Source organism: Neisseria sp. HMSC078H04, from assembly GCF_001838135.1.
Lineage (GTDB): Bacteria > Pseudomonadota > Gammaproteobacteria > Burkholderiales > Neisseriaceae > Neisseria.
In genome coordinates this window covers 14,225-30,433 of the sequence record NZ_KV835853.1, presented here as the reverse complement: position 1 = coordinate 30,433, position 16,209 = coordinate 14,225, and the positions used below count along the sequence as shown (strand labels likewise).

At 46.5% G+C, this 16,209-nt stretch carries 14 protein-coding genes; 9 read left to right on the top strand and 5 right to left on the bottom strand.

Features of this window, described 5'->3' with window-relative positions:
• Positions 1–368 precede the first annotated feature (368 nt).
• From HMPREF2560_RS10630 to qatD, 4 genes are read left to right on the top strand one after another with little or no spacing between them, the layout of a single operon-like run.
• Positions 369–2,132 carry a KAP family P-loop NTPase fold protein gene (locus HMPREF2560_RS10630; protein ID WP_070873871.1) on the top strand — a complete coding sequence of 588 codons (1,764 nt, stop codon included), beginning with the start codon at positions 369–371 and terminating at the stop codon, positions 2,130–2,132.
• Positions 2,133–2,135: 3 nt separating this feature from the next.
• On the top strand, positions 2,136–2,876 hold the full coding sequence (locus HMPREF2560_RS10625; protein ID WP_070608655.1) for a hypothetical protein: 741 nt from the start codon (positions 2,136–2,138) through the stop codon (positions 2,874–2,876).
• A complete protein-coding gene (qatC, locus tag HMPREF2560_RS10620; protein WP_070873870.1) occupies positions 2,876–4,192 on the top strand; it encodes a Qat anti-phage system QueC-like protein QatC in 1,317 nt (438 codons plus the stop codon). The genes HMPREF2560_RS10625 and qatC overlap by 1 nt, the downstream gene beginning before the upstream one ends.
• Entirely contained in the window at positions 4,189–4,920 is a 732-nt protein-coding gene (qatD, locus tag HMPREF2560_RS10615; RefSeq protein ID WP_070608652.1) for a Qat anti-phage system TatD family nuclease QatD, read from the top strand. The genes qatC and qatD overlap by 4 nt, the downstream gene beginning before the upstream one ends.
• A 231-nt stretch (positions 4,921–5,151) precedes the next feature.
• Here the strand turns inward: qatD and HMPREF2560_RS10610 are convergent, their stop codons facing one another.
• The 3 genes from HMPREF2560_RS10610 to HMPREF2560_RS10600 all read right to left on the bottom strand — a co-directional run bounded on the left by HMPREF2560_RS10610 (position 5,152) and on the right by HMPREF2560_RS10600 (position 7,888).
• Positions 5,152–5,679, bottom strand: coding sequence for a single-stranded DNA-binding protein (locus HMPREF2560_RS10610; protein WP_070608650.1), 528 nt, complete (start codon positions 5,677–5,679; stop codon positions 5,152–5,154).
• Between the two features lies 1 nt (position 5,680).
• Positions 5,681–7,063: an MFS transporter gene (locus HMPREF2560_RS10605; protein WP_003685608.1), complete on the bottom strand. Its 1,383-nt coding sequence runs from the start codon at positions 7,061–7,063 to the stop codon at positions 5,681–5,683.
• A gap of 201 nt (positions 7,064–7,264) precedes the next feature.
• Complete coding sequence (locus HMPREF2560_RS10600; RefSeq protein ID WP_070608647.1) at positions 7,265–7,888, bottom strand: lytic transglycosylase domain-containing protein; 624 nt, start codon at positions 7,886–7,888, stop codon at positions 7,265–7,267.
• Positions 7,889–8,060: 172 nt separating this feature from the next.
• Here HMPREF2560_RS10600 and ppx point away from each other — a divergent pair, with 172 nt between their 5' ends.
• From ppx to HMPREF2560_RS10580, 4 genes are all read left to right on the top strand, one after another.
• The gene (gene ppx, locus HMPREF2560_RS10595) at positions 8,061–9,569 is read left to right on the top strand and encodes an exopolyphosphatase (protein ID WP_070608645.1); all 1,509 of its coding nucleotides are present in this window, start codon (positions 8,061–8,063) and stop codon (positions 9,567–9,569) included.
• An 87-nt stretch (positions 9,570–9,656) separates the two neighbouring features.
• Positions 9,657–10,028, top strand: coding sequence for a 30S ribosome-binding factor RbfA (gene rbfA, locus HMPREF2560_RS10590; RefSeq protein ID WP_003685554.1), 372 nt, complete (start codon positions 9,657–9,659; stop codon positions 10,026–10,028).
• A 67-nt stretch (positions 10,029–10,095) separates the two neighbouring features.
• On the top strand, positions 10,096–11,010 hold the full coding sequence (gene truB, locus HMPREF2560_RS10585; RefSeq protein ID WP_070608643.1) for a tRNA pseudouridine(55) synthase TruB: 915 nt from the start codon (positions 10,096–10,098) through the stop codon (positions 11,008–11,010).
• Between the two features lie 22 nt (positions 11,011–11,032).
• A complete protein-coding gene (locus tag HMPREF2560_RS10580) occupies positions 11,033–11,659 on the top strand; it encodes an NAD(P)H-hydrate epimerase (protein ID WP_070608641.1) in 627 nt (208 codons plus the stop codon).
• Between the two features lie 49 nt (positions 11,660–11,708).
• Here the strand turns inward: HMPREF2560_RS10580 and HMPREF2560_RS10575 are convergent, their stop codons facing one another.
• Positions 11,709–12,068 carry a CrcB family protein gene (locus HMPREF2560_RS10575; RefSeq protein WP_070608638.1) on the bottom strand — a complete coding sequence of 120 codons (360 nt, stop codon included), beginning with the start codon at positions 12,066–12,068 and terminating at the stop codon, positions 11,709–11,711.
• An 81-nt stretch (positions 12,069–12,149) separates the two neighbouring features.
• Positions 12,150–12,827, bottom strand: a complete 678-nt coding sequence (locus HMPREF2560_RS10570) for an energy-coupling factor ABC transporter permease (RefSeq protein WP_070609009.1) — start codon at positions 12,825–12,827, stop codon at positions 12,150–12,152.
• Between the two features lie 164 nt (positions 12,828–12,991).
• On the opposite strand from HMPREF2560_RS10570, the gene HMPREF2560_RS10565 reads away from it, so the two are divergent.
• A complete protein-coding gene (locus HMPREF2560_RS10565) occupies positions 12,992–16,045 on the top strand; it encodes a DNA translocase FtsK (RefSeq protein WP_070608636.1) in 3,054 nt (1,017 codons plus the stop codon).
• The last annotated feature ends 164 nt before the right edge of the window (positions 16,046–16,209 follow it).

The window sequence follows — 16,209 nt, the reverse complement described above, 5'->3', positions numbered from 1 at the left end:
AGATTAGATTTCAGATTTTATTTTTACACAATATGCTTGCTATGAGATACCAAGTTGACAATGTTTATTCATAAAATCATTGAAAGAAGGAAAAGCTGGTAGGTTATAGTAGAAATTATCACGTTTAACTCTAGTAAGAGGCATTGCTAAATTTGAGTATACTGTTTTTTACGCTTATTGATTATAGTAGTTTAATCTGTTTATCTGTTTTATTCCACTTCCATCCCTTTTCCTAATATCTTTTAATTTCGATAACTCATCCACCGACCTTGCTACTTTCTATATACTTATCATTATAAAAACATTAAAATGTTTACTAAAAATATGTAAAATGTAAAAAATTATATTTTATAAATGAGGTTAATTAAATGTGGTCAGATACTGAATCTAAAGAAGACTATCTCAATTTTGGCGAAGTGTCGCAAATTGTTACTGAAATATTAGAAACTGAAGCTATGCTTCCCGTTTCGATAGGTGTTTTTGGCAACTGGGGGGCAGGCAAGTCCTCTCTATTAAATTTAATTGAGCAACAAATCAAACCTGATGAATGGATTATAATTAAATTTGATGCTTGGCTCTATCAGGGATTTGATGATGCCAGAGCGGCGCTTTTGGAAACTATTGCAAGCCATTTGATTCAGGCCGCCAAAGATAAAGAAACCATCTTGCAAAAATCCAAAAACTTATTTGCAAGAATTAATGGCTTACGTGTAGCTGGTTTAGTTGTAGAGGGTGCAGCTTTAGCAGCAGGCTTACCTGCTTTTGGTTTAGTATCCAAAATATTTGAAACAGCCCAAAATGCTTTGGATGGTATTCAAAATGAAACGGAAAGTAAGCAAGTTGTAGAAACAGTAAAAGAAATCGTTGATTCAGAAAAAAATCTTATCAAATCCAAAGAACAACAAACTCCACCAAAACAAATTGATGAGTTCAGAAAAGAATATGGCGAAATCTTACAGGATTTAGGCAAAAAGCTGGTTATTGTAATTGATAATCTTGACCGTTGTCTGCCTGCTAATGCTATTCAGACATTGGAGGCGATTCGTTTATTTTTGTTTTTAAATCGGACGGCATTCATTATCGCGGCTGACGAGGAAATGATTCGCCATTCAGTTGCGGAGCATTACAAAGATTTGTCGTATCGTCATCAAATTGATTATTTGGATAAGCTCATACAGATTCCTATTCGTGTACCCAAAGCAGGTGTGCTTGAAATTCGTGCGTATTTATATATGCTGTACGCCATTCATCAAAAAGTACCAACCGGAAAATTAGCAAGTTTACGCCAATTTTTAGAAAATCATTTGCAACAATCTTGGAAAAGTCAATCTTTAAATCCAGAAGAAGTGGCTGAAACTATTGAGGAGCAACACAATCAAACTCTATTGTCAGATTTTGAACGCGCAAACAGAATAGCGCCTTTATTAGCAAATTCACCTAATATTCAGGGTAATCCTAGAATTGTAAAACGTATTTTAAATACCATTAAAATGCGTACCAAAATCGCAAACAAGCGTCAAATGCCGTTAGATGAAGCAATTATTACCAAGCTGGTTATTTTTGAGCGATGCGTGGATTATGATGTGATAACAAAATTTTATCGGCTTGTTTACGAAAGAGAGGGTAAACCTGAACTATTAAAAGAGCTGGAAGATAACAATGAGCAAAATTTATCAACACTCTCTGAAAATAAGCCTATTCAAGCATTTATCAAAGAATGGGCAAAGTTAGAGCCCAAATTATCCAATGTTGATTTGCGTGCGGCGATCTATTTATCCAGAGAAACCATACCGCTAAATACTTATACCGCTCAACTTTCTCAAAAAGCCCAAGATGCTTTAAACATTTTACTTACAACCACATCAAGAACAGGCTCACAAGGTACCCAAGATGCCATTCAACAACTAACAATGGATGAACAAATCTCTGTTATGGACGCGTTAGTGGAACAATTAAGAAAAGTGGATAATTGGGATAAAAGTCCAAATGGTTTTGTGGGGGCTTGTTTGTTGGCAGAAAATTCAGAAGATGGGGCAAGAATTTTAAACCGTTTCATTATTGGGTTAAAACAAAGTGTAAAAAAACCTTGGTTAAATACGGCTTTAAAAAATGCAAATTGGTATAAGGAATAATAAATGGGTACTTCACAGTCTAGCGTAGGACCAAATGGTCGTTCACCTCTGTTACCGGCTTGGGTTGATGACAGCCAAGCAACGACTCAAACGCCAGATCCACAGAGATTAAAGGGATTGCGTCAAGCAATCGGTAGGGCTGTACGAGGCAGTGGACGTGATGATGTACGTAAAGCACTTGGTCATTATGCACGAAAAGCCAGTGGTGGTAAGCATACAGCCGTCCAAAAATTAGGGAAAATTACCCAAGCAGGTTCGGATTTATTTGGCATTTTTTCAGGCAGCCAGCAGCAACAATATTCGGTTAATTTACATAGTTTAAATGGCCAGCCTTGTGATCAAGTCATCACCCAAATTACCGAACTTTTGGCTGGTCACCACGGTGATTCAGACAAAATTCGTGCTGCGATGAATATTGCTTTATCAGAAGCATTGGAAGGAATGACAACTTTTGATGAAAATAGCATTACTACTGAAGTCATTGGTGGAATGATGGTTTGTTATTTAACTGAAAGTATTTTTCTGCAAATTGCACACGATGCCGGCAAGGCTTGGAAGAAAGGTGATGATCCTGTGCAAATTGCCATAGCAGAAAATGATTTACGACAACTCATTCGTGAAGTAGTAGATATTAAGCTTGCCCCTAAATTTACGGATGATGTTTGCCAGTTAACAATTGAACAAATGCAAGAAATTCAAAATCAAACTATTTTGGAAATTTGGGAAGAGTGGGAGGAGTATTGATGGCTCAATTAGTTTTTCATCACGATATTGAACAATTAAAAAATCTACCAAACGGTGTAATACCTGTTCGGTTGTATGGAATGGGAGATAAAAATCTACAAATTGCTTATATCGGCAATAGGATTTTGAAACAAGTTAAAAAATTGGGTGTTGCACCCAGTGATACTGTAATGGATTTTTTGACGATTGCTTTGGCAGTAACGGCAGCAGACACTTTTGTTTTGCGAAAAGATACCGCAAATGGTTGGTGTCGTTCGTTTTCCATTACTTTACCTTTGTGCCAGCCTGATATTTGGCATACAAACAAAACCCATTTAGAACAGATCTTACACTTTTTAAGTGGCGATATTTGGCAGTTTAATTTTCAGGCAGGAGGGCAATTACCGCCACGGCCCTATAAATTAAGTAGCCGAACCAAATTGGTGGATTTAAGAAATAAAGACAGCGTTTGTTTGTTTTCAGGTGGTTTAGATTCAGCAATTGGGGCGATTGATTTATTGGAGCAGGGACATTCACCGGTTTTAGTTAGCCATTCTTATAAAGGTGATAAATCACGTCAGCATGTCATTATCCAGAAACTTAATCAATATGGTTATACTGATCGATTTTCGCAATTTAATGCGATTGCACAGCCACATCTAAATAATGGAAAAACTGCTGAAATCACAATGCGAACCAGAAGTTTAAATTTTTTGGCATTTGCTATTGTATCAGCTTATACATTACAGGAAGTCGCGCAAAAAAAGATTGATATTTTAGTGCCTGAAAATGGGGTAATTTCAATCAATGCACCTTTAACAGTACGCAGAGTAGGCGCTTTAAGTACCCGTACCACTCACCCTTATTTTATCCAAGAAATACAAAAATTTTTCACTGCGGTCAATATTCCTTTCACTTTAAGAAATCCTTATCAATTTAAAACTAAAGGGCAAATGATAGCAGAATGTAAAAATTTACCATTATTACAGCAAATTATCCCTGATACTGTTTCGTGTAGCCATTGGAAACGCAAAAATAAACAATGCGGGGTTTGTGTTCCATGCCTGATTCGTAGAGCGTCATTGCATTATGCTGGTATTACCAATGATGCCCAATATGAATTTAATGATATTCGGCAAATTTTAATAAATCAGGACAGAAGAGATGATTTATTTGCTTTAATAAATGCTATTCGTCAAAAAAATCATCGCAACATCAATCAATGGGTTTTACAAAGTGGTCCACTACCCACTCAACAACTAAATCAGTTTGCAAATGTTTTTAGGAGCGGACTGGATGAAGTGGAGCAACTTTTAATAGTGAACCAAATATTATGATGGATATGCATTGCCATTTGGATTTATATACTAATCCACAATACGTTGCAAAACGATGTAAAGATGAAAATATTTATGTTTTATCTGTTACAACCACACCCAAAGCGTGGTATGGAACAAGTTCATTAGCAAAAGATTGTCCTCGTATTCGTACCGCCTTGGGATTGCATCCGCAACTGGCTCACGAACGTTGGCAGGAATTGGATTTGTTTGATGAATTATTAAACCAAACTCGCTATGTAGGTGAAATTGGGCTGGATGGCGGAAAAGAGTTTAAAACACATTGGGAAACCCAATTAAAGGTTTTTCGCCATATTTTAAGAAGCTCAGCAAAATCTGGAGGAAAAATATTAAGTATACATTCTAGAATGAGTGCAAATGCTGTACTAGATGAATTAATTCAAGTAAATGGTAACTTACCAATCCTTCATTGGTTTTCAGGCACAAAACAACAGCTAAAACGAGCGATTGAAATAGGCTGCTATTTTTCTGTAGGACCTGCAATGTTAAGCAGTAAAAAGGGTTATGAGTTGGTCAAACTAATGCCAATAGAAAAAATATTGATTGAAACCGATGGACCTTTTGGGTGTTTTAAAACACAAGCTTTACTACCCTGGAATGCCAATATTGGCATTGCAATATTAGCAGATATTTGGGGGATGAATATTTCAGAAGCTGAGAATATATTGAGACTAAATCTGTTTAGCTTAGTTTCTAAACATATATAACCCCCTTATTCCTTATGGATATAGGAAAATTGACGTTTGAAAGGCAGTAACATGACAGCCTGAAAAACAAACGCCTCCCTAATTTATTGATTAAGCATAAAAACCTGACAAAAACCTTTGTAAAAATCCCCTAAATCTCCCCAAGACATTGAGGGATTTTTGGGGATTTTACAAAGATCTCAGGCCGTCTGAAAGTATATTTTTCAGACGGCCTTTTTATTTGCTCAATAATTAGAACGGAATATCGTCGTCGATATCATCAACCGGAGCGGTCGGTTGTGCCGGAGCAGGACGACGGGCTGGGGCGGCCGGGGGTTCTTGCGCTGGGGTGGATTGGTATTGCTGTTGTGATGCTTGTTGGTAACTGCTTTGGCTTGAATGACCGCCTTGGTTGTAGCCGTCATCATATGGTGCGCCGCCGCTGTTGTCGTTGCGACCGCCAAGCATTTTCATTTCGTTGGCGATGATGTCGTAAGCGGTGCGCTCGATGCCGTCTTTGCCTTGGTATTTACGGCTTTGGATACGGCCTTCCAGATACACTTGGCTGCCTTTACGCAGGTATTGACCGGCGATTTCGGCGAGTTTGCGGTACATGGTGATGTTGTGCCATTCGGTACGTTCTACGCGTTGGCCGTTACGGTCGTTCCACGTTTCGCTGGTGGCAACGCTGAAGTTACAGACGGCCTCGCCGTTGGGCATATAGCGGACTTCCGGGTCGCGGCCGAGACGGCCGATGAGGATAACTTTATTCAATGACATTTTACACTCCTGTGATAATTTTTTCGGCGGCCTCTTGGTCGAATCCTTTTTGCAAGGCCTTGATATAAATGGTTTGTTTGTCTGCGCTAAAGCTGATGCTTTCAACGCCTTCAATTTCGGTCAATTTTTGGTAGAGCAAATCCGGATTTTGTTGCCATTCGGCGTTAAGCGGATAGCTGAGGTTTTTGACAGGTTTAGGTGCCGGCGAAATGACTGCCAATACCAGCCACAGCAACATCAATACGCTACAAAAGGCAAATACGCCTACAAAACCGTATTTTTGGAACAATAAACCACCGGTTGCGCCGCCGACAAATAAGCCGACCGACTGCATGGTGTTATACACGCCCATCGCGGTGCCTTTCAAATCGGACGGAGCGATTTTCGATACCATAGACGGCAGGCTGGCTTCCAATACATTGAAACCAATAAAGTAAACAATCAGATAAGCGGTAATCAACCATACCGAGTGCATTCCAAACAGCAGGCCGATTTGCGCCGCAGCAATGCAGACGATACCAAGGATAAACACTTGTTTGAGCTTGTTGCGCGTTTCGCCGACAATAATCAGCGGCACCATAATAATCAGGCCGGTAATGGTTGACGGCAGATAGACTTGCCAGTGATGGATTTTTTCCAAACCCAGCTGCGTCATGGCAAACGGCAATGCGGTAAATAAAGCCATTTGCGCCGCATGCAAGGCAAAAATACCGAAGTCGAGATTGAGCAGTTGGCGGTTTTTCAATACTTCACCCATACGCGAAGGCTGCGCCTGCGTGTCTTCGTGCATTTTTGATACTTCCGGATCAGGTGTCATCCAGGCAACCACGCCGATACTGATTACAGTCAGAATACCGGTCAGCGCAAACAGGCCGGATACGCCGATAAAGCTGGCAATCATCGGGGCCAGCACTAGGCTGACGGAAAAGGTCAAGCCGATACTCAGGCCGATCATCGCCATCGCACGCGTCCGCACTTCGTTACGGGTCAAATCTGCCAGCAAAGCCGTTACCGCCGCACTGACTGCGCCCGCGCCCTGAATGGCACGCGCGGCAACCAACATCTGCAGGCTGTCGGCAACTGCGGCCAAAAAACTACCTGCCGCAAACACAATCAGGCCGGCATAAATCACTTTTTTACGGCCGAACTTATCGGAAGCCATGCCCAAAGGCAACTGCAGCAAAGCCTGTGTCAGCCCGTAAATACCCATCGCCATACCGACCAATGCTTTATTATTTTCTGCGCCGGGCAACGAAGCGGCATACATTGCCAAGACAGGCAACACCAAAAACATCCCCAACATACGCAGTGCGTAAACGCCGGAAAGTGTGGTACTGGCACGCCACTCGTGCGGAAACATTTGAATGCGGTTATCTCTTGCCATAAATAATGTTTCAGACGGCCTTAAGTTTGCGAAAGGCCGTCTGAAAGTGTGAATTAACAGATTTTCTGATTATACAGGATTCAAAAGAATTGCATGGGGTCAAATCGCAAGCCGTTTATCGCAAACCTGCTTCATCGGTATAAAAAGGTTTCAACAGAAACCAAAGTCACGCAACATCTGCCCTATCCCATTTATCCCGAATCAACCCCACTGCCATCTATTTCGCCACGCGCCTAACACGGCATTTGGATATTTGTTACTGCCCAAGCTGCCGTTAAACCTTGCCAAAGCGCGGACAATATTGCCTTTTTCAATATTGTTGTAATGGCGCAGAATGGTGCAGCCATAGCGCAGATTGGTGCGGATATCGAAAAGGTTGTGCGACGGATTGCCGATATAGTTTTTCCAAAACGGCATCACCTGCATCAAACCGCGCGCGCCCACTCCGCTGATGGCATATTGGCGAAACGCGCTTTCCACTTCAATCAAACCCAGAATCACTTGGGTGTTGAGTCCGGCGCGACTGCTTTCGTATTGAATATTGACCAACAAACGGCGGCGCTCGCCCTCATCGGGAATAAAGCGTGCCAATCGGGAAGACATCGCCGCCAACCAACGTTCCCCTTCCCTCGAATCGGCAAACACCAGCCGCGCAGGGCTGGCACTATTAATCGAACTGCGCATCACGGAAGCCACATCATCGGCCAGCGTTTCTTCACGTTGCGCCCCCGCCCATGCGGTCGCAGGCGTCAAAAGCATGGCTCCGCCGACTTGCAACAGGCGGCGGCGCGATAAAAATAAGAAATCTTGGTTTTCCGATTTCATGTGTTTCTCTTTTTAGGCCGTCTGAAAAGTTCAGACGGCCTTTGATATATTTGCTTAAAATCAGCATTATAAAATACATCTATGAGCAGAATCAAAGAGCTGTATTCCTTTTATTGTCAAGTGATACCGCCTCAAGTAACATTTAGGTTTTTCTAATCAAGCGGTATTTTTTATGACCACCACTCCCGCCAACGTTTTAGCCTCCGTCGACTTGGGTTCCAACAGTTTCCGCCTGCAAATTTGTGAAAACAACAACGGCCAGCTGAAAGTCATCGACTCCTTCAAACAAATGGTACGCTTTGCCGCCGGCTTGGACGAACAAAAAAACCTGAGCGAAGCCTCTCAAGAACAAGCCTTGGAATGTTTGGCAAAATTTGGCGAACGCCTGCGCGGATTCCAACCTGAAAACGTGCGCGTGGTGGCCACCAACACTTTCCGCGTCGCCAAAAACATCGCCCAATTCCTGCCCCGTGCCGAAGCGGCGCTGGGTTTCCCCATCGAAGTCATTGCCGGCCGCGAAGAAGCGCGTCTTATTTATACCGGCGTAGTGCATACCCTGCCGCCTAAAGGCGACAAAATGCTGGTTATCGACATCGGCGGCGGTTCGACCGAATTTGTCATCGGCTCGGATTTGCAACCGCTGACCACAGAAAGCCTGCCTTTGGGCTGCGTAACATACAGCATGCGCTTCTTCCAAAACAAAGTGACCGCCAAAGATTTCCAAGCCGCCGTTTCCGCCGCGCGTATCGAAATCCAGCGCATCAGCAAACTGATGAAGCGCACCGGTTGGGATTTCGCCATCGGCACGTCCGGTTCGGCCAAATCCATACGCGACGTTTTGGCGGCCGAATTGCCGCAGGAAGCCGACATTACCGCCCAAGGCATGCGTTATCTTGCCGATAGGATTATCGAAGCCGGTTCGGTTAAAAAAGCCAAATTTGAAAACCTCAAACCTGAACGCGTCGAAGTTTTTGCGGGCGGGTTGGCCGTGATGATGGCCGCTTTTGAAGAACTCTCGCTGACCAAAATGACCGTTACCGAAGCCGCACTCCGTGACGGCGTGTTCTACGACTTAATCGGCCGCAGCCTAAATGTCGATATGCGCGAACAGACAACGGCGGAGTTCCAAAAACGCTACCACGTCAGCCTCAACCAAGCCAAACGCGTTGCCGATACCGCGCAAGCCTTCATGAACAGCCTGTGCCACGCCAAAAACGTAACCGTTCAAGAGCTTGCCCTGTGGAACCAATACCTCAGCCGCGCAGGCCGTCTGCATGAAATCGGCTTGGATATTGCCCATACCGGTTATCACAAACACTCCGCCTACATTCTCGAAAACGCCGATATGCCGGGCTTCTCACGCAAAGAGCAAACCATTTTGGCACAACTGGTTATCGGCCATCGCGGCGACCTTAAGAAAATGGCGGACATTATTGGTAGCAACGAAATCATGTGGTGTGCCGTGTTGTCCCTGCGCCTGGCAGCCCTCTTCTGCCGTTCGCGCCTGCCGCTGGATTTGCCGCCGCAAACCCAGCTTCGCGTCGATGAAAATAACCACAGCTTCATCTTGCGCATCAACGCCCAATGGCTGGAGCAACACCCCCTCATCGCCGATGCGCTGGACTACGAAAGCGCGCAATGGCAAAAAATCGATATGCCTTTCTCGGTTCAAGCACAATAAACCGCGCTCCGTTATAATAGGCAGCTGTTCAAAATTCAAACCGCAGGCCGTCTAAAAACGACAGCCTGCCATACATCAAGGAAAACCATGAGAAAACCCCAACGCGGCTACGCCCGCCAAGACCGTGTCAAAGAACAAATCATGCGCGAACTTGCCGAACTTGTCCGCACCGGCCTGAAAGACCCGCGCGCAGGCTTCATCACCATCAACGAAGTCGAAGTCACCCGCGATTACAGCCACGCAACCGTGTTCTATACCGTCCTCGACGACAGCACACGCGACATTACCGAAGAAGCTTTGGAACACGCCAAAGGTCATTTGCGCAGCGAATTGGCCAAACGCATCAAACTCTTCAAAACGCCCGAGCTGCACTTCAAATACGACGAATCACTCGAACGCGGCATGAGCATTTCCAGCCTGATCGACCAAGTAGCAGCGGAAAAACCGGTTGAAGACTGATTGACTAAAACACGCAGGCCGTCTGAATGCTTTCAGACGGCCTAAACATTAACACCCCCTACTTAATATGACAGCCAAACCCACCAAACGCCCGGTCAACGGCGTTCTTCTCCTCGACAAACCCGAAGGTCTTTCCAGCAATACCGCCCTGCAAAAAGCGCGACGGTTGTTCCGTGCTGAAAAAGCCGGGCATACCGGCGTACTCGATCCTTTGGCCACAGGGCTTCTGCCTGTTTGTTTTGGTGAAGCGACCAAGTTCGCCCAATACCTGATTGATGCCGACAAAGCCTACACCGCCACGCTGAAACTGGGCGAAGCCAGCAGTACGGGTGATGCAGAAGGCGAAATCGTTGCCACCGCACGCGCCGATATTTCATTGTCCGAATTTCAGACAGCCTGCCAAGCCTTAACGGGCGATATCCGCCAAGTACCTCCCATGTTTTCCGCCCTCAAGCACGAAGGCAAACCGCTGTACGAATACGCGCGCAAAGGCATCGTTATCGAACGTAAAGCACGAGACATCACCATTTACTCCATTAATATCAATGAGTTTGATGCACCCAAAGCCGTGATAGACGTACGTTGCAGCAAAGGCACTTACATCCGCACCCTCAGCGAAGACATCGCCAAACACATCGGCACATTCGCCCACCTGACCGCCCTGCGCCGTACCGAAACCGCAGGCTTTACCATTGCCCAAAGCCACACGCTCGAAGCCTTGACAGAATTGGATGAAGCCGAACGCGATGCCCTATTGCTGCCTTGCGATGTCTTGGTGCAACATTTCCCCAAACTTGAGTTAAACGACTACGCCATTACCATGCTCAAACACGGCCAACGCCCCCAGTTTACCGAAGACATTTCCGCCGAACAGCCCATCCGTGTATACAACCGAGACGGCGCATTTATCGGACTGGTGGAATATCAAAAAGAAATAGGCCGTCTGAAAGCCTTGCGCCTGATGAATACCGCCGATAAATAACTTCCTGCAAAGAGAGCCGATCATGAAAGTCTATACCGCCGCCCAAATGCGCGAACGCGAACAAGCAGCTGTCGATAAAGGCACAAGCTTCGACCAACTAATGGAAAACGCCGGCAGTTCTGCCGCCCGAGACCTCATGCAGCGTCATCCTCAAGCCGGATGCGCCCTGATTGTTTGCGGCAAAGGCAACAACGGCGGCGACGGCTTAGTCATGGCAAGATATATGCAGGCGCAAGGGTGGCACATCGATATTCTGTTTTCACTCGGAGAAAACCTCTCCCCTTTAGCTCAAACCAATCGCGAACGCCTCAACGGTTTGCCCCATATTGAATTGATATCCGCACAAGAACTGGAAGGCCGTCTGAAAAAAGGTTACGACATCATTATCGAAGGCATATTCGGCACAGGCTTCAGCGGCGCGCTTCCAACCGAAATCGCCACCCTCTGCCGCCAACTCAATCATTCAGACGGCCTGAAAGTCGCCCTCGATATTCCCACCGGCCTCAACTGCGACACCGCCGAAGCCGATCCTGACACATTCCGCGCAGACCTGACCTACACCTTTGCCGCCTACAAACCGGCACACTTAAGCGAGTCCGGCAAAATCTATTGTCAAGAAACCGTCTGTTTGCCTATTGGCATTGATTAAATGCCTATAAAAAATAACGGGGTGCAATTTTGCACCCCGTTATTTTTGCTTACTTCCAAATCTGCGCCAATTTAATCCCCAGCGCCGTCAAACCAAACGAACCGAAAACATGCAGACAGGTTGCCATCAAGGCCATGCCCCAACGTTGTGCCTGCATCAAACCCACCATCTCCACTGAAAAACCTGAAAATGTGGTCAAGCTGCCGAGAAAGCCGGTAATCCAAAGCAAACGCCATTGCGGATCGGTTAAGAGTTCTGCCAATACACCAATCAGCAACGCGCCCAGCCAGTTTGCCGCCAATGTACCGATAGAAAAAGGCGCAGAAGACACTAGCACCAAGCCAAACAGCCAACGCAATACAGCTCCGACAATGGCACCGCAAACAATGGGAAAAATATAAGCAAACATAACAAGTTAAAAATTCAATTCAAAAAACAGGCCATCCGGTCATTAGACCGTCTGAAAACCAAGCAAGGATGCATTTATATTTTATTGCCAAATCTTAGGCACGGATTTCAAATACCTGTCGTCATCGAAAGTACAAATCCATTGCGGCTTGAGCGCGATAAAAATGGCTGTTGAAATACCGCTCAAAAATGCCTCCGCCCAAGCGATTAAGAAGAAAACAGGAAAAGCGGTTTTCCACAATACCGATGTATCAAATACATCCGCCCAGTCCAACAAACCGACCAAAATTACGCCGGTAAACACCATGCCGACCGCCGCAGCCCAAAAACCATTCAGAAAAATAAAGATAAAGATATTGGCAGGCAAACGCGATACCCAATGGCGGAAACCCAAGTTCACCAACAAAGGCGGAAGCAATACGGACAAGGCGTTGATAGGGAACATATGCCAATCGCCCCAAAGCCACAAATACGGAAAAAACAGCAAAACGCCAAGGCAGAACGCGGCAGAGGTGCCCAGCATTAAAGCCGTCAAGTTTAAGGCAAGCAAATGATAGCTCATGCCGGCCAGTTGTCCGCTTTCCGGGGAAGCATTCAAACTCCAAGCCAGCGGCAACATCACGGCAGCCACCAAAAAAGCGGAACGATGCTGCGATACCGACACCCATGCCTGCTTTGCGCACAAAGCAAAAATCACCAGCAACACAGGCCATGCCGCCATCACGATACCGACGGGAAACCATCCGTTTTGAAAAATCATCATCTCATCCGCAAAATGTTCAGACGGCCTATTATACGCGTCTCAAGCCATAGCTTTGACAATCCTGTCTGCCTTTGCCGTTAAAGCTTGTTTCGGCTGGTTTTGTTTACCCGAAAAAAGCGTTAGAATAACGGACTTTGCCGTTTAATTAAGGGGATGGACGCATGCTTTGGACAATATTGGCTTTAATTCTGCTGGCTGTCATAGCCGGCTTGTTCTGGTGGCGCCAGAAACAAGAGCAAAAGTGGCGCCAAGAATTGGCCCGACTCAGTGGCGACGAACAAGAAATAAACGAAGAAGACAGCCCGGTCGGTTTTTCCGACCAACTGGACAGCCTGAAACGTTTGTTCAGCATGAACAAGCGCACTGCCGACAACCATAAAATCGCCCGCATCCGCCTGCTTTCCGCGCTCGAACACAATAAAACGCAACGCGCCGAAACAAACGAAGAGCATGCAGCAGAGCCGTTTGCCGAAGAGCCGGAACACATCTCAACGACCGAAGAAGAAATCAAAGTTGCGCCTAAAACCCGCAAAGCTGCCAAACCGGAACGTATTCCTAAAATCACGCCGTTTGCACAGATGGAAACGCCCGAATACAGCCCATCTTTGGTGCAAAACAGCAATTTTGAAGAAATCACATTAGAAGAAGCTACCCGTTCCCTGCACGAAGCAGCGGTTGAAGAATGGAACGAGCATTTGGCCGAAAAAAATGCGCCGATTTACAAAGACGAAGTCGAAACCCCATTATTGCGTGCTTCATCCCTGCCGATGACAGGCATGGAAATCATCGACTACAACGACCCTATCTTGCGCCGCACACGCGAGCGTGCCTTGGCGCGCGCCAATAATGTCCGCGTAGCAGAAGCCAATGCGCCGCATATCGAAACCGTTCAGACGGCCTTAAGAACTGCCGAAAAAGAAGCCATCCTCCCCTATACTTCCATGCAGGCATTCCCTTCTGAAATCCAAGCGGAAGATATTCACGACAACCTTGCCCGCCGCACCGCAGCACGCCACAAACTGGCCGCGGCCGTCGCCCCTTTGCGCGATTACTCTCCGCGCACCATCGAAAATGATGAAATTCTGGCCAACTTGGGACAAATCAGCCGCCCTGCCAGCCTACGCCGTCAAGTTCGCCATACCGAAGCGGCCGCCGAAAGATGGGCGCGTAAACAAGCTGCTACGGAAGCTGTTGCACCACAACCTACCGCACCGGCAACGCCGTCCCGTCCAAAACCGGCTGCTCCTGTTAAAAAATCCCCTTATATCTCCCGACCTGCCGCACCAAACGCAACCGTAGTCGAGCCGCCTGCCGTACCGGTTGTCCCTATGGCTAAAACCGATATTCCCGAGCCGCCCGTTTTCCAAACCTCGATTGCGCCGATTGACATCCCCGAGCCACCTGCTTTTGAACATAAAATCCAAGTGCCGATTTTTGATTCGCAAGTCAATGCGCACGTCAGCAACCAGCCTGAACGCAGTATCCGCGATTATTTAATCAGCGAATCTGCCGTCGAAGAAACGGAATTCAATAGTGAGCCGGAAACTCCTGTACAAGCGGAAGCAGAAGCTATTCAAGCGGTTGAAACCATTGAACCCGTTGAATCTGTTGAAACAATCGCAAGGCCGTCTGAATATACTCAAACAGTCGTTGAAACGCCTGTTCAAACCGTAGAACCAAGCATTCAAGAGAGTACGCCAAGTGTAGCTATTCCAGCTTCGGCAACACTGACCGAGGCACACCTACCGACTACCGCCCTGCTTCTGCCGCCGCAGTTTGACCCAAGCGCCTCGCAAACTGAAGAACAGTTGCTGGAAAACAGCATTACCATTGAAGAAAAACTGGCCGAGTTCAAAGTTAAAGTCAAAGTGATGGACTCCTATTCCGGCCCGGTCATTACGCGCTACGAGATTGAGCCTGATGTCGGCGTGCGCGGCAGTGCCGTTTTGAACCTTGAAAAAGACTTGGCGCGCTCGCTTGGCGTGGCTTCCATCCGCGTGGTGGAAACTATCCCCGGCAAAACCTGCATGGGCTTGGAATTGCCTAATCCGAAACGCCAAATGATCCGCTTAAGCGAAATCTTCAATTCGCCTGCATTTACCGAATCCAAATCCAAACTGACCCTCGCCCTCGGCCAAGACATTACCGGCCAGCCTGTTGTGACAGACTTGGCCAAAGCGCCGCATCTGCTGGTTGCCGGTACGACCGGTTCAGGTAAGTCCGTAGGCGTGAACGCCATGATTCTGTCCATGCTCTTCAAAGCAACGCCTGAAGACGTGCGCATGATTATGATTGACCCGAAAATGCTGGAGCTGAGCATTTACGAAGGCATTCCGCACCTGCTCGCTCCTGTCGTAACCAATATGAAACTGGCCGCAAACGCCCTGAACTGGTGCGTCAACGAAATGGAAAAACGCTACCGCCTGATGAGCTTTATGGGTGTGCGCAACCTTGCCGGTTTCAACCAAAAAATTGCCGAAGCCGCAGCTCGTGGCGAAAAAATCGGCAGCCCGTTCAGCCTCACGCCTGAAAATCCTGAGCCATTGGAGAAATTGCCGTTTATTGTGGTCGTGGTAGATGAGTTTGCCGACCTAATGATGACTGCAGGCAAAAAAATTGAAGAACTGATTGCCCGTCTTGCCCAAAAAGCGCGTGCAGCCGGCATCCATTTGATTCTTGCCACTCAACGCCCAAGCGTGGATGTCATCACCGGCCTGATTAAAGCCAATATTCCGACACGCATTGCCTTCCAAGTGTCCAGCAAAATCGACAGCCGCACGATTCTTGACCAAATGGGTGCGGAAAACCTGCTCGGCCAAGGCGATATGCTGTTCCTGCCACCTGGCACCGGCTATCCGCAACGCGTACACGGCGCATTCGCATCCGACAATGAAGTTCACCGCGTAGTAGAATACCTGAAACAATTCGGCGCGCCTGACTATATCGATGATATTTTAAGCAGCGGTTCGACCGAAGACTTTACCGGCACCAGCCGCAGTAACGACAGCGATCTCGACCCCATGTATGACGAAGCCGTTTCCGTTGTCTTAAAATCGCGTAAGGCCAGCATTTCCAATATCCAACGCCAACTGCGCATCGGCTACAACCGCGCTGCCCGCCTGATTGACCAAATGGAAGCCGACGGTATTGTTTCCCCGGCGGAAAACAATGGCAACCGCACCATCTTGGCGCAAAGCAGCGACCATCTGGATTAATTTATCTTTGTTTAAAATTAAGGCCGTCTGAAAACTTTCAGACGGCCTTTTTTATCAGATAATCAGTTCAAAGATTCCGATTAAATAAATAATCTGTAAATAATATTACCAACAAAACCAAATGCTTTTGCATTAACGGCATTTGCTTCGCTATTAAATAAACC